This window comes from Streptomyces pseudogriseolus (genome assembly GCA_002154585.1).
GTDB lineage: Bacteria > Actinomycetota > Actinomycetes > Streptomycetales > Streptomycetaceae > Streptomyces > Streptomyces pseudogriseolus.
In genome coordinates, this window is record MUNG01000021.1 from 60202 (window position 1) to 74136 (window position 13935).

Below are 13935 nucleotides of genomic sequence, written 5' to 3' on the forward strand. Positions count from 1 at the left end.
CCCGTGAGGGGAAGCGGCGCCCATGAGTACGCAGAGCGCCTCACGCGTGTTCACCCGTCACAGGAATCGATGAGAAGTCAGTGCCTTCCGAGGGTTTCAACAGCCCTACCGATACCGGGCGTTGTGGGAGCGGCACCCCGGGTGAAGCCGGGTGTCCGGTTTCACCGGCCGTGGTCGAGATACGCGAGAACCGCCAGCACGCGGCGGTTGTCGTCGTCCGACACCTCCAGGCCCAGTTTCGCGAAGATGTTCGCGGTGTGCTTGGCGATGGCCCGTTCCGTCACCACCAGCCGCGCCGCGATGGCCGCGTTGGTCCGCCCCTGCGCCATCAGCTCCAGCACCTCCAGCTCCCGGGGCGTCAGCCGCGCCAGCGGCCGGTCCTTCCCGGACCGCCGCGCCAGCAACTGCTGGATCACCTGCGGATCCATCGCCGTACCTCCCGACGCCACCCGCCGTACGGCGTCCACGAACTGCTCCGCGTCGAACACCCGGTCCTTCAGCAGGTAGCCCACCCCGCCGCTGCCGTCCGCCAGCAGCTCCCGCGCGTACAGCTGCTCCACGTGCTGGGACAGCACCAGCACCGGCAGCCCGGGCCGCCTGCGCCGGGCCTCCAGCGCGCACTGCAGCCCCTCGTCGGTCTGGCTCGGCGGCAGCCGCACGTCGATCACGGCGACGTCCGGCTCCTCCTCGGCCAGCGCCCGGGTCAGCTCGGGCCCGGACGCCACCGCCGCCGCGATCTCGAAGCCGTGCGCCTGAAGCAGCCGGACGAGTCCGTCCCGCAGCAGGAAGAGGTCTTCGGCCAGGACTACCCGCACGGAATCTCCATGGTGACCAGCGTGGGACCGCCCGCGGGGCTGCTGACGGCCAGGACGCCGTCGAATGTACCGAGCCTGCGCTCCACCCCGGCCAGACCCGAACCGGCCCCGACCGCCGCGCCGCCCCGCCCGTTGTCCGTGACGGTGATCCGCAGCCGGCCCTCCTCCCGGTGCACGTCCACCCAGATGCGGTCCGCGCCGGAGTGCTTCACCGCGTTGGCGAGCACCTCGCTCACCGCGAAGTACGCGGCCGACTCCACCGGCGCGTCGGCCCGCCCGGGCAGCGACACGTTCACCTCCGTGGCCACCGGCAGCCGCAGCGCCAGCGCCCGCACCGCGTCCCCGAGCCCCCGCTCCGCCAGCACCGGCGGATGGATGCCCCGCACCAGCTCCCGCAGCTCGGTCAGCGCCTCCGCGGAGGACTGCCGGGCCCGCGCCAGCAGCTCCCGCGCCTGCGCGGGGTCCCGCTCGATCAGCGCCTCGACCGTCCCCAGGTCCAGCCCCACGGCGACCAGCCGCGCCTGCGCCCCGTCGTGCAGGTCCCGCTCGATGCGCCGCAGCTCGGCGGCCGAGGTGTCCACCGCGTCCCGCCGGGTCTCCGTCAGCACCCGCACCCGCTCGGCCAGCTCGCTCCCGCCCGGGGCCAGCACGGCCCGCGCGAGCAGGAAGTGCGCGCGCAGCACCCGTAGGGCGCCGACGTGCCCGGCCGCCAGCAGCGCCAGGGCGAGCGCCCCGGCGGCCAGCGCGGTCCCCTGCCCGGACACCGGCACGAAGCCGTACCACCACGGGTCGGGCAGCACCCGCCACAGCCCGGCCGCCACCGCCAGCCCCTCCAGCGGGTAGAACAGCAGGGCGGCCGTCAGCAGCGCGGTGACGAACCCGGCCGTCATGTCGACCGGCAGCCACAGCAGGTCCCGCCAGGTCGCCGGATCGCCCAGCATGCCGAACGTCCGCCCCCACGGGTTCGCGTCCTTCGGCAGCGGCCGGTACGCGCGCGGGATCCGCACCCCGCCCCACTCGGCCGCCAGCACCCGCCGCAGGTCCGCGAACGCCCGTACGCCCCTCAGCACGTACGGGGTGGTGACGAGGCCCACTCCGATCGGGATCAGACCGATCGACACCACGGCCGCCACGAAGCACACCACCGCCCCCGGCAGCGACACCAGCGCGAGCGCGAGCCCCCGTACCGCCGCGAGCGGGTAGCCCCGCGCCACGCTCACCCTGCCGTGTCCGTCCGTCCCGGTCGTCATGGGCCCAGTCTCGCCGTCCGCGCCCGGCGGCACACTGGGCCCAGCCCCCGCACCCGGGGTGGGGCGGGCTACACCCCCGAGGCCGCGGCCAGCACCTTCGCCTCGGCCTCCGGGTCGAGACCCACGGCCGTGCGGTCCGTCCGCTGCGGGGCCGTGCCGCCGATCTCCCGCAGCCACGCCCAGGTGTCGGCGACCGTCTCCGACACCGGACGGCAGCGCAGCCCGGAGGCGACCGCCCGGGACACGTCCGCCGCGTGCAGGGCGTCGTGCAGGTCGCTGTGCGGCGGCACCCAGACCGGGAGCTGCGTCCACGGCTCCACCCCGGCGCCGAGAACCACCTCGGGCGCCGTCCACCGCAGCTCGGCCGGACCTCCGGTCACCCGCACGCACGCCTCCAGCAGCGCGCCCATGGTGGTGTGCCCCGACGGCGAGGTGAGGTTGTACGGCCCGCTCAGCTCCCGCTCCGCCGCGTCGAGGATCCACTCCGCCTGGTCGCGGACGTCCACGTACTGCAGGGGCAGCTCCCGCGGGCCGGGGGCGAGCACCGGACCGCCGCGCGCCACACGGTTCAGCCACCAGGGCAGCCGGCCCACGTTCTCGTACGGCCCGATCAGCAGCCCCGACCGCACCAGCAGCGAGCGGTCCGCGCCGAAGGCGGCCACGGCGGCCAGCTCCCCGCCCCGCTTGTCCCGCGCGTAGTCCGTCGCCCCCGCGTCCGGGGAGGCGCCGTCCACCACCGGCGCGTCCTCGGCGTACCCGGCGGGCGGCGCCCACGCGTACACCGAACGGCTGGACACGTACGCGTACCGCCCGGCGCGGTCCCGCAGCAGCCGTGCCGCGTCCCGCACCACGCGCGGGGCGGACGACCAGGTGTCCACGACGACGTCCCACGTCCCCGGGTCCTCGTCGAGCGCCGCGAGCCCGTCCACCGCGGTGCGGTCGCCCAGCAGTTCCCGGACGCCGTCCGGCGCCGCGTGCCGTCCCCGGTGGAAGACGGTCACCTCCCAGCCCCGCGCGAGGGCCGCCTCGACGACCGCCCGGCCCGCGAACTCCGTACCACCCAGCGCCAGAAGTCTCATACCGGCGACTCTGCCCCGCCGGACGGCCCGGGGGAAGGACGCTCTGCTGTCGGCAGACCCGCCCGGTGCCGTCCGCCGGGACGCCACGAGGGGCGCCCGCCGTTCGGCGGGCGCCCCTCGGGGGTCGTGCGGCGCGGATCAGACCTGGCCGGCCTTCTCCAGAGCGGTGCAGCAGGTGTCGACCAGCAGACGGGTCACCACGTACGGGTCGACGTTGGCGTTGGGGCGGCGGTCCTCGATGTAGCCCTTGCCGTCCTTCTCGACCTGCCACGGGATGCGGACCGAGGCGCCGCGGTCGGAGACGCCGTAGGAGTACTCGTTCCACGGGGCGGTCTCGTGCAGACCGGTGAGGCGGTCGTCGATGCCGGCGCCGTAGTTCTTGACGTGGTCCAGCGGCTTGGAGCCCTCGCCCAGCGACTCGGCGGCGGTGATGATCGCGTCGTAGGACTCGCGCATCGCCTTGGTGGAGAAGTTGGTGTGCGCGCCGGCGCCGTTCCAGTCGCCCTTGACCGGCTTCGGGTCCAGGGTGGCGGCGATGCCGAAGTCTTCGGCGGTGCGGTAGAGCAGCCAGCGGGCCACCCACAGCTGGTCGGCGACCTCCAGCGGCGCCAGCGGGCCGACCTGGAACTCCCACTGGCCGGGCATGACCTCGGCGTTGATGCCGGAGATGCCCAGACCCGCCTTCAGGCAGTTGTCCAGGTGGGCCTCGACGACGTCACGGCCGAAGATCTCGTCGGAGCCGACACCGCAGTAGTAGCCGCCCTGCGGGGCCGGGAAGCCGCCCTTGGGGAAGCCCAGCGGGTAGGCGTCCTTGAAGAACGTGTATTCCTGCTCGATGCCGAAGATCGGCTCCTGCGCGGCGAACTTCTCGGCGACCTCGGCCAGCGCGGCACGGGTGTTGGACTCGTGCGGCGTCATGTCCGTGTTCAGGACCTCGCACAGCACCAGCACGTCGTCGCCGCCGCGGATCGGGTCGGGACAGACGAAGACCGGCTTGAGCACGCAGTCGGAGGCGTGACCCTTGGCCTGGTTGGTGGAGGACCCGTCGAAGCCCCAGATCGGCAGGTCGGCGCCCTTCGCGTCGTCGCCCAGGATCTTCGTCTTGGACCGCAGCTTCGCGGTCGGCTCGGTGCCGTCGATCCAGATGTACTCGGCCTTGAAGCTCACGGTCCACATCCTTCGGGGGTGGGTCTGGCGCTCGGTGCGGATGCTGCGGCGCTGCGGCACTGGGGCGCCGCCGTCGATGCCCCGCAGCTTGTCAACAGGCGATTTCCCGACCGTTGCCCATGTGTGAACCCCGTGTTACCGCCACGCCCGGCGTCCGGCCCCACTCCGTGAGCGTGCGGGGGAGGGGCCGGGTGTATGCGACGGGACGTGAAGACGGAAGAGGGCCCGCCGCTCCTCCCCGGAGCGGCGGGCCCTCTTCCGGGCGTACCGCGACCTCACCCCACCTTCTCGATCAGCGCCCGGCGGATCAGGAACTTGCCCGGCTCGCGGACCTGCTCGAAGGCCGCGTTGTTCAGCAGCACGCAGCTGCCGGACACCGACGTCACCTGCACGGTCGTGGACTTGTTGTTGTCCAGGTTGGTGACCTTGAGCGTGGTGCCGGCCGGGAACTGGTTGCTGGACGCGGCCGGGGCGCCCTCCTCGCCGGACAGCGTCACGGTCGAGCCGTTGCACACCTGCTCACCGGCCGCGGCGCCGCCGCCCGCCTGCCCGTCCTGGCCGGCCTGCTCGCCCTGGCCCGCCTGACCGTCCTGGCCCGCCTGGCCGCCCGCGGCGGGCTGGGACGGGGCGGGCTGCGCCGGCTGGGAGCCCTGAGCCGACTCCCCCACCGCGCACCCGGACGCCTCCTGCTGCACCTTGATCTGCTGGATGACCGCCTCGCGGTTGGCGATCCGCGCCTCGGACAGGGCGTCGGGGTTGGCCCGCTGGCCCGCGATGAACCGCTCGTTGTTGCCGAGCGCGGTGGCCAGCCCGGCGCAGACCGTCGAGTTGGCCGCGGACTTGGTGGTGGGCGCCGGCGGGCTGGCGTTGGACGTGGTCGCCATGACGAAGGCGCCGCCGCCCGCCACCGTGGCCGCGCTCAGCAGCAGCGCGAGCTTCTTCTTCGGGCCGAGAGTTCTCCTGCGCGACATGCGCGCCTCCAATGGATCGGGGGAGCGTACGCCGCTATGTACGAGATACCGAACGCAGTTGCTCAGCGGCCGGCCCAAGTCACCGAAGTGGCCTGCGTCACAGGGGTGTCGGGCCGTGCCATCGGCGGGGCGGGGCGTCAGCGGGACAGGGCGTCACCGGGACAGGGCGTCCCGTACGGCATCCTCCGTGCGGGCGACGACCGCCGTGCCGTCGTCCGCGGTGATGATGGGCCGCTGGATCAGCTTCGGGTGCGCGGCCAGCGCCGCGATCCAGCGGTCGCGCGCCCCGGCGTCCCGCGGCCAGTCCTTGAGCTCCAGCTCCTTGGCCGCCGCTTCCTGCGTCCGGGTGATGTCCCACGGCTCGAGGCCGAGCCGCCCCAGCACCTCCCGGATCTCGTCCTCGGCCGGCACGTCCTCCAGGTAACGCCGGACGGTGTACTGCGCGCCCTCGGCGTCGAGCAGGCTGATCGCGCTGCGGCACTTGGAACAGGCGGGGTTGATCCAGATCTCCATGCCGCACACGGTACGCCCGCACCCCGCATGTTCGATTTATTGAGCCACCCGCGCGCCCCTCGCGTCCCATCCGCCCCGACCCCTCAAAACCCAATCCCACCAGCGGATTTGATGGCCGAAGCGGTCCTGTCGAATGTCAGTGGCGGCCCGTAGAATGGAGGCAGTGTTCGAGGGAATCGCCGGGGTCGCCGTGGACCTCGGACGACGGCCCCGACCGCGACAGGAGGATGCCCGTGCCCGCTGCCGCACTCAAGCCGACGCCCCTGCCCGTCCAGTCCACCGCGAAGCGCCCCGTCCTGCTCGAACTGCCCTGCGCCCCGGTGGAGAAGCGCCCGCTGCCCCCGGGCCGCCCGCGCGAGTGGTACATCACCCACAACCGCCGCCTGAAGGCGATGCGCCTCGCCATCGCCCTGCTCGACTCCGGCGTCTACCTGCCGAGCCAGGCGCGCAACGACACCATCCGCACCGCCGCCGAACTGATCGGCGTCCACCCGCCCTCGGACACCACGTGCCACATGGTCCGGGCGTTCATGCGCTACAACCGCTGACGCCGGGGCCGGTGCCGGGCGCCTCCCGTACGGAGACGCCCGGCACCGTCATGTCAGTACCGCCCGAAGTTCACGTACCCCAGCAGCACGATCACCGCGACCACGCACCCCAGCACCACGACCGTCGACACCCACGAGGAGCGGCCCGCCGAGCCTCGGTGCTCCGGCTCGGCGCGGAAGGGCACCGGGCCGGGCGGGTTGTCCTTCCAGCGGGCGGCGAGCATCCGGGCGCGGGCCGAGGGCTCCTTGTGCGCGGCTCCGTCCGCCCACCGCAGATCGAACTCGCGCTCCTCGTCGTCCCGCTCGGACATCCCCGTGACCTTCTCTCGAACAGCAGTGTCACCACCAGGATCCCTCCCCGGCCGCATGGAGGGAAGCATTCCGGACAACGCCGCCGCCCCCGCCCCTGGACTGACCAGGGACGGGGGCGGCACGGAACCCGACGCGTGGGACGCGCGGGAGTCCGGTCACACGTCGAAGTACAGCTCGAACTCGTGCGGGTGCGGGCGCAGCTGGAGCGGGGCGATCTCGTTCTGGCGCTTGTAGTCGATCCACGTCTCGATCAGGTCCGGCGTGAAGACGTCGCCCTGGAGGAGGAACTCGTGGTCGGACTCGAGGCGGTCCAGCACGGCGCCGAGGGAGGTCGGGACCTGGGCCACGCCCGCGTGCTCCTCGGGGGCCAGCTCGTAGAGGTCCTTGTCGATCGGCTCGGCCGGCTCGATCTTGTTCTTGATGCCGTCGAGGCCGGCCAGCAGCAGCGCCGAGAAGGCCAGGTACGGGTTGCCGGAGGAGTCCGGGGCGCGGAACTCGACGCGCTTGGCCTTCGGGTTCGAGCCGGTGATCGGGATACGCATGGCCGCGGAGCGGTTGCGCTGCGAGTACACCAGGTTGATCGGCGCCTCGAAGCCCGGCACCAGACGGTGGTACGAGTTCACCGTCGGGTTGGTGAAGGCCAGCAGCGACGGCGCGTGCTTGAGGATGCCGCCGATGTAGTAGCGGGCGGTGTCCGACAGGCCGGCGTAGCCCTGCTCGTCGTAGAAGAGCGGCTCGCCGCCCGCCCACAGCGACTGGTGGACGTGCATGCCGGAGCCGTTGTCACCGAAGATCGGCTTCGGCATGAAGGTCGCGGTCTTGCCGTTGCGCCAGGCGACGTTCTTCACGATGTACTTGAAGAGCTGGAGGTCGTCGGCCGCGGCGAGCAGCGTGTTGAACTTGTAGTTGATCTCGGCCTGGCCGGCGGTGCCCACCTCGTGGTGCTGGCGCTCGACCTGGAGGCCGGACCGCTCCAGCTCCAGGGAGATCTCGGCGCGCAGGTCGGCGAAGTGGTCGACCGGCGGGACCGGGAAGTAGCCGCCCTTGTAGCGGACCTTGTAACCGCGGTTGTCCTCCAGCGCACCGGTGTTCCAGGCGCCCGCCTCGGAGTCGATGTGGTAGAAGGACTCGTTCTCCGAGGTCTTGAAGCGCACGCTGTCGAACACGTAGAACTCGGCCTCGGGGCCGAAGAACGCGGTGTCGGCGATGCCGGTGGAGGCGAGGTACGCCTCGGCCTTCTTCGCCACGTTGCGCGGGTCACGGGAGTACTGCTCGCCCGTGATCGGGTCGTGGATGAAGAAGTTGATGTTGACCGTCTTGTCACGGCGGAAGGGGTCGACCCGCGCGGTGGACAGGTCGGGCAGCAGTGCCATGTCGGACTCGTGGATGGCCTGGAAGCCGCGGATCGAGGAGCCGTCGAAGGCCAGCTCCTCGGCCGGGTCGAAGGCCGACGCCGGGATCGTGAAGTGCTGCATCACGCCCGGCAGGTCGCAGAAGCGGACGTCGATGAACTTGACGTCCTCGTCCGCGATGAACTTCTTGGCCTCGTCGGCGTTCTGGAACATCCAGCTCCTCCTACTCCCGACCGTCCCGCCGGGGTGGTAGATCGTTCGTGCGGCCAGTGCGGGGGGCACACGCTGCACTCGACCCTAGGGACGGGTCATTTCTCGGGCGTGACCCGTTTGTTTCGCACAAGTTAACCAGCGCTCCTTCCACGGTAGCTCCGGCACACCCCGCCGCCTCCCGGTCATATCCGGTCGCAGTACCGTGGACGGGTGGACAACAGGCAAGCAATCGGATCATGGCTGTCCGGCCCCCGCGCGGCCATGGAGGAGGCCGGTGCCGACTTCGGTTACCGGGGTGAGCAGCTGGGGCTGCCGGAACAGGGACCGGGCTCGATCGCACGCCCCGGCCGCAGGCTCGGCGCCCTCGCCGTGGACTGGGGCCTGTGCCTGCTGATCGCATACGGTCTGCTCACCGACGGCTACGACGCCCGCACCGGGAACTGGGCGCTGCTGGTGTTCCTGGTGCTGAGCGTGCTCACCGTCGGCACCGTCGGCTTCACGCCCGGCAAGCGGCTGTTCGGACTGCGCGTGGTCGCCCTCGACACCGGCCGGGTGCAGCCGCTGCGCGGCCTGCTGCGCTCGGTGCTGCTGTGCCTGGCGATCCCCGCGCTCGTCTGGGACCGAGACGGCCGCGGCCTGCACGACCGGCTGGCCCGCACGGTCGAGGTCCGCGTCTGAGACGTCCGGTACACGCACACGCACACGCGGACGGGGCGCCGGAATTCACTTCCGGCGCCCCGTCCTCGTCCGTCCGTCGTGCGGGGCGGGCTCAGCGGCCCCGCTGACCGCCGCCCTTCGGCAGCTTCATGCCCTTCGGCATCGGCCCCTTCGGCAGCGGCATGTTGCTCATCAGGTCGCCCAGCGCGCGCAGCCGGTCGTTGGTCGCGGTGACCTGCGGGCCGGTGAGGACGCGCGGCAGCTTCAGCATGGTGGTGCGGAGCTTCTTCAGCTCCACCTGGCCCTCGCCGGTGCCCACCACCAGGTCGTGCACGGGCACGTCCGCGACGATGCGGTTCATCCGCTTCTTCTCGGCGGCCAGCAGGCTCTTCACCCGGTTCGGGTTGCCCTCGGCGACCAGCACGATGCCGGCCTTGCCGACCGCGCGGTGCACCACGTCCTGGTTGCGGTTCATCGCGACCGCCGGGGTCGTCGTCCAGCCTCGGCCGATGTTGTCGAGCACGGCCGCGGCGGCGCCCGGCTGTCCCTCCATCTGTCCGAAGGCGGCCCGCTCGGCACGGCGGCCGAACACGATCGCCGTCGCGAGGAAGGCGAGCAGGAAGCCCAGGATGCCGAGATAGATGGGGTGCCCGATCAAGAAACCGATCGCGAGGAAGACACCGAAGGTGACGATTCCGACAGCCGCGAGTACAAGACCGATCTTCTTGTCGGCCCTGCGGGTCATCTTGTAGGTCAGGGCGATCTGCTTCAGTCGCCCGGGGTTCGCAGCGTCCGCTGCGGTTTCCTTCCTCGCCATGCCATGAAGTCTACGTGTCCCCCGGAGCGCGCTCGACGGCAGTGCCGGGGTCGGCCCGCGCCGGCCCGGCTCAGGGGCGCGTGAGCAGGCTCTGGTCGAGGACGCGCTGCGCCTCGACCCGGTCCTGGGCGCGGCGGCGGTCCTCCAGCACGGACGTCCAGGCGTTGCGCCGGGCGGTGCGCTGGCCGCTGCTCATCAGCAGGGACTCGACGGCGCGCAGGGCGGTGGTGAGGGACGGGATGGCGGTGGCGCGGACGGGCGCGGCCTGCATGGTGACGGTCTCCCTCGATGCCGGCGGGCAATGGTGGCGTGCGGTGATACCAGGGTCACTGCCTGGTGTTACCAGGGCGTGACCGACCGGTCAAACGGGCATGAAGCCTTCGCGCCGGGCCCCTGGACGCCGACGCGGCCCCGGCCTGTGCCCTCAACTGGGAGGACGGCCGGGACCGCGTTCTCTCGGCCACTACTCGCCGGTAGGGCCTTGTGCGTGAATTCACAGCGTGACGGCGGCGCGACGGGGCAGGCCCCGCGGGCGCTCCCGCCGTGCTCGGACCGCCTGGCCGCCGTGCTCAGACCGCCTGGGAGGCGACGAAGGCGCCGCGCTTCTCGACCGCCATCTGGTAGAGGCGTCCGGCCCGGTACGAGGAGCGGACCAGCGGTCCGGACATCACACCGGAGAAGCCGATCTGCTCGGCCTCCTCCTTCAGCTCCACGAACTCCTGCGGCTTCACCCAGCGCTCCACGGGGTGGTGGCGCACGGAGGGGCGCAGGTACTGGGTGATGGTGACCAGCTCGCAGCCCGCGTCGTGCAGCTGCTTCAGCGCCTCGCTGACCTCCTCGCGGGTCTCGCCCATGCCGAGGATCAGGTTGGACTTGGTGACCAGACCGAAGTCGCGGGCCTCGGTGATGACCTTGAGGGAGCGCTCGTAGCGGAAGCCGGGGCGGATCCGCTTGAAGATCCGGGGGACCGTCTCCACGTTGTGCGCGAACACCTCGGGGCGGGAGGAGAAGACCTCCGCGAGCTGCTCGGGGACGGCGTTGAAGTCGGGGGCCAGCAGCTCGACCTTGGTGCGGCCCTCGGCGCGGTCCGCCGTCTGCGCGTGGATCTGGCGCACGGTCTCCGCGTACAGCCAGGCGCCGCCGTCCTCCAGGTCGTCGCGGGCGACGCCGGTGATGGTGGCGTAGTTCAGGTCCATCGTGACGACCGACTCGCCGACGCGGCGCGGCTCGTCCCGGTCCAGGGCCTCGGGCTTGCCGGTGTCGATCTGGCAGAAGTCGCAGCGCCGGGTGCACTGGTCGCCGCCGATGAGGAAGGTCGCCTCGCGGTCCTCCCAGCACTCGTAGATGTTGGGGCAGCCGGCTTCCTGGCAGACGGTGTGCAGACCCTCGCTCTTGACCAGGTTCTGCATCTTGGAGTACTCGGGGCCCATTTTCGCCCGGGTCTTGATCCACTCGGGCTTGCGCTCGATGGGGGTCTGGCTGTTGCGGACCTCCAGGCGCAGCATCTTGCGTCCGTCGGGTGCGACTGCGGACACGACCGGCTCCTAGCGATTGATTCTTCGGCGTCGTCAAGCGTACGCCCGTGGAAGTGAAAGCCCGGACGGCCCTCAGACGCCGGACGCGGTGACGGCCGCCGGGGCCTTCTCGACCACGCGCGGCTTCAGCTCGGCGTTCTCCAGCACGTCCTTCAGATGGCGCTCCACGACGGGCAGCACCTCCTCGATCGTGATGTCACGGCCCAGCTCGTTGGCCAGGGAGGCGACGCCCGCGTCCCGGATGCCGCACGGGATGATCTTGTCGAACCACTTGTTGTCGGGGTTCACATTCAGCGCGAAGCCGTGCATGGTGACGCCCTTGGCGACCCGGATGCCGATCGCGGCGATCTTGCGGTCCTCGCGGCGCTGGCCGGCGTTGGACGGGGCGTACTCCGGGCCGTTGAGGCGGGGGTCGAACTCGTCGTCGGTGAGGCGCGGGTCGAAGTCCAGGGAGAGGCCGCCGAGTGACGGGCGCCGCTCGACCGGGTCGCCCAGCACCCACACGCCGCTGCGGCCCTCGACCCGGGTGGTCTCCAGGCCGAACTCCGCGCAGGTGCGGATCAGCGCCTCCTCCAGCCGGCGGACGTGCGCGACCACGTCCACCGGGCGGGGCAGCTTCTGGATGGGGTAGCCCACCAGCTGGCCGGGACCGTGCCAGGTGATCTTGCCGCCGCGGTCCACGTCGATGACGGGGGTGCCGTCGAGGGGCCGCTCGCTCTCCTCGGTGCGCCGCCCGGCGGTGTAGACGGGCGGGTGCTCCAGCAGGATCACGGTGTCGGGCACCTCGTCGGCGAACCGCGCGGCGTGCACCCGGCGCTGCTCGTCCCAGGCCACCTGGTAGTCCACCGCCTCGTCGCCGAAGCCCATCCGGACGAACCGCAACTCACCCACGGCAAACGCCTCCCTCGAAGGTCGTCAGGCGCGAAACGCGCCCACGCCACTGTACGACCGTTCGACGGACCTCCGGCTGTCGGCCGGCGCCAGGGCTGGCCGCCCCCAGTCGTCAGCGTCGGACCAATCCTCACACGATCGGATGAATGCCTGTGGATCTCTGCGATCACGTGCTCACTCTCCGCTACATTCGCGCCGACCACGAGGCCATAAGGGCTGCTCACAGGCAATCCGGACAGACCACCAGCCGGAAGGCAGGAGACCGCACCGCAGATGACGGAACGACCCGCGCAGCGCACCCCCAACCGACAGCTCGCCGCGCTCATCGCAGAAGCGGGGTTCTCCAACGCGGGACTCGCCCGTCGCGTGGACCAGCTCGGTCTCGAACACGGGCTCGACCTGAGATACGACAAGACCTCCGTCACCCGCTGGCTGCGCGGACAGCAGCCGCGCGGCACGACCCCGGCGCTGATCGCCGAGGTCTTCACCCGGCGCCTGGGACGGCGGCTCACCGCCCAGGACCTCGGACTGGACGCCTGCGCGCCGGTCTACGCGGGACTGGAGTTCGCCGCCACCCCCGAGGAGGCCGTCGACATCGTCGGCGGGCTGTGGCGCAAGGACTCCGGCAGCCACGCCGAGCTGCGGAAGATCGCGTTCACCTCGGCGGGCCTCGTCGTGCCCAGCCGGGACTGGCTGATCGGACGGCCCGACGAGAAGGTCGCCCGCGCCGAGCCGGTACGGGTGCCCGCCCAGGGCCGCTCACCGGTGCGGCCCGTGACGCCCGCCGAGCTCGCCGCCCGCCGGCGCGGGGCGGCCGACCGCGCGCCCGGCCACCGGGTCACCGCGGGCGACATCGCAGCGCTGCGCTCGGTCGGCGAGCTCTTCCGCACCCTCGACGACGCGTACGGCGGCGGGCACGCCCGCCAGGCCCTCGTGCGCTACCTCGAACACGAACTGGAGCCGATGCTGCGCGGCACCTACGGCGAACAGACGGGCCGCCGGCTCTTCGCCGCCGCGGCCGACCTGACCCGGCTGGCCGGCTGGACCTCGTACGACATCGCCGCGCACGGGCTGGCCCAGCGGTACTTCGTGCAGGCGCTGCGGCTGGCACAGGCGGCCGGAGACCGGGCGTACGGAGCCTTCGTGCTGGTCACCATGAGCCGGCAGGCCGTCTACCTCGGCCACGGGCGGGAGGCCGTGCAGCTCGCCCGGGTCGCCCAGCAGGGCGTCGGCAGCTCGGCGCCGCCCGCCGTCCAGGCCCTGCTGCACGCCGCCGAGGCGCGCGGACACGGGGTGCTGGGGGAGGTACGGGCCTGCACGGCCGCGCTGGTCCGCGCGGAGCGCGCGCTGGACGCGGCGCGGCCGGGGGACGAGGTGCCGCACTGGGCGCGGTTCTTCGACGAGGCGCAGCTCGCCGACGAGTTCGGGCACTGCCACCGGGATCTGCAGCAGTTCCGGGCGGCGGCTCAGCATGCGGAGCGGTCGCTGCAGTTGCGGGCGCCGGGGTATGCGCGGAGCCGGCTGTTCTGCCGGGTCGTCCTCGCGACCGCGCGTCTGGGGCTGGGGGAGTTGGACCAGGCGTGCCAGTTGGGGGCCGAGGCGGCGGCTCAGGCGGGGGAGATGCGGTCGGTGCGGGCGGTGGAGTATGTGCGGGATTTCGAGCGGAGGCTGGAGCCGTACCGGGATGCGGCGGCCGTGCGGGCGTATCGGGACCGGGTGGCTACGGCGTTCGTCTGAGGCGGTGTCGGGGTGCGGGCCGGGGGGGTGTTGCGCCGCTCGGCGCTTGCGAGGTGCCGCCTGCGCCCACCCTCCCCC

15 protein-coding genes are annotated in these 13935 nt (G+C 72.2%); 3 read left to right on the plus strand and 12 right to left on the minus strand.

The window, feature by feature from the left end; translation table 11 throughout:
- Nucleotides 1-161: 161 nt before the first annotated feature.
- The 6 genes from CCN29_RS03415 to CCN29_RS03440 all read right to left on the minus strand — a co-directional run bounded on the left by CCN29_RS03415 (nt 162) and on the right by CCN29_RS03440 (nt 5795).
- On the minus strand, nt 162-815 hold the full coding sequence (locus CCN29_RS03415; protein WP_006130114.1) for a response regulator transcription factor: 654 nt from the start codon (nt 813-815) through the stop codon (nt 162-164).
- On the minus strand, nt 806-2065 hold the full coding sequence (locus tag CCN29_RS03420; RefSeq protein ID WP_006130115.1) for a sensor histidine kinase: 1260 nt from the start codon (nt 2063-2065) through the stop codon (nt 806-808). Before CCN29_RS03420 ends, CCN29_RS03415 begins: the two co-directional genes overlap by 10 nt.
- Before the next feature lie 68 nt (nt 2066-2133).
- On the minus strand, nt 2134-3144 hold the full coding sequence (locus CCN29_RS03425) for an NAD-dependent epimerase/dehydratase family protein (RefSeq protein WP_086679983.1): 1011 nt from the start codon (nt 3142-3144) through the stop codon (nt 2134-2136).
- A gap of 138 nt (nt 3145-3282) precedes the next feature.
- A complete protein-coding gene (gene glnII, locus CCN29_RS03430) occupies nt 3283-4311 on the minus strand; it encodes a glutamine synthetase (RefSeq protein ID WP_031019684.1) in 1029 nt (342 codons plus the stop codon).
- Between the two features lie 275 nt (nt 4312-4586).
- Complete coding sequence (locus CCN29_RS03435; protein ID WP_006130118.1) at nt 4587-5282, minus strand: SCO2207 family protein; 696 nt, start codon at nt 5280-5282, stop codon at nt 4587-4589.
- Between the two features lie 153 nt (nt 5283-5435).
- Nucleotides 5436-5795 carry an ArsC/Spx/MgsR family protein gene (locus CCN29_RS03440; protein ID WP_086679985.1) on the minus strand — a complete coding sequence of 120 codons (360 nt, stop codon included), beginning with the start codon at nt 5793-5795 and terminating at the stop codon, nt 5436-5438.
- Between the two features lie 233 nt (nt 5796-6028).
- Here CCN29_RS03440 and CCN29_RS03445 point away from each other — a divergent pair, with 233 nt between their 5' ends.
- Complete coding sequence (locus CCN29_RS03445; RefSeq protein ID WP_006130120.1) at nt 6029-6343, plus strand: hypothetical protein; 315 nt, start codon at nt 6029-6031, stop codon at nt 6341-6343.
- 53 nt (nt 6344-6396) lie between these two features.
- Here CCN29_RS03445 and CCN29_RS03450 read toward each other — a convergent pair whose 3' ends face one another.
- Both CCN29_RS03450 and glnA read right to left on the minus strand, forming a co-directional pair.
- Nucleotides 6397-6654, minus strand: a complete 258-nt coding sequence (locus tag CCN29_RS03450; RefSeq protein ID WP_006130121.1) for an SCO2583/SCO2584 N-terminal domain-containing protein — start codon at nt 6652-6654, stop codon at nt 6397-6399.
- A 156-nt stretch (nt 6655-6810) separates the two neighbouring features.
- On the minus strand, nt 6811-8220 hold the full coding sequence (glnA, locus tag CCN29_RS03455; protein WP_006130122.1) for a type I glutamate--ammonia ligase: 1410 nt from the start codon (nt 8218-8220) through the stop codon (nt 6811-6813).
- A gap of 210 nt (nt 8221-8430) precedes the next feature.
- Here glnA and CCN29_RS03460 point away from each other — a divergent pair, with 210 nt between their 5' ends.
- Nucleotides 8431-8898 carry an RDD family protein gene (locus CCN29_RS03460; protein WP_031019643.1) on the plus strand — a complete coding sequence of 156 codons (468 nt, stop codon included), beginning with the start codon at nt 8431-8433 and terminating at the stop codon, nt 8896-8898.
- 91 nt (nt 8899-8989) lie between these two features.
- Here the strand turns inward: CCN29_RS03460 and CCN29_RS03465 are convergent, their stop codons facing one another.
- The 4 genes from CCN29_RS03465 to lipB all read right to left on the minus strand — a co-directional run bounded on the left by CCN29_RS03465 (nt 8990) and on the right by lipB (nt 12120).
- Nucleotides 8990-9694, minus strand: a complete 705-nt coding sequence (locus tag CCN29_RS03465; protein ID WP_006130124.1) for a DUF4191 domain-containing protein — start codon at nt 9692-9694, stop codon at nt 8990-8992.
- Between the two features lie 70 nt (nt 9695-9764).
- Entirely contained in the window at nt 9765-9965 is a 201-nt protein-coding gene (locus CCN29_RS03470) for an SCO2195 family GlnR-regulated protein (RefSeq protein WP_006130125.1), read from the minus strand.
- 298 nt (nt 9966-10263) lie between these two features.
- Entirely contained in the window at nt 10264-11229 is a 966-nt protein-coding gene (lipA, locus tag CCN29_RS03475) for a lipoyl synthase (protein WP_006130126.1), read from the minus strand.
- 72 nt (nt 11230-11301) lie between these two features.
- Nucleotides 11302-12120 carry a lipoyl(octanoyl) transferase LipB gene (gene lipB, locus CCN29_RS03480; RefSeq protein WP_006130127.1) on the minus strand — a complete coding sequence of 273 codons (819 nt, stop codon included), beginning with the start codon at nt 12118-12120 and terminating at the stop codon, nt 11302-11304.
- Nucleotides 12121-12393: 273 nt separating this feature from the next.
- On the opposite strand from lipB, the gene CCN29_RS03485 reads away from it, so the two are divergent.
- On the plus strand, nt 12394-13857 hold the full coding sequence (locus CCN29_RS03485) for an NsdA family TPR-like regulatory protein (RefSeq protein WP_006130128.1): 1464 nt from the start codon (nt 12394-12396) through the stop codon (nt 13855-13857).
- The last annotated feature ends 78 nt before the right edge of the window (nt 13858-13935 follow it).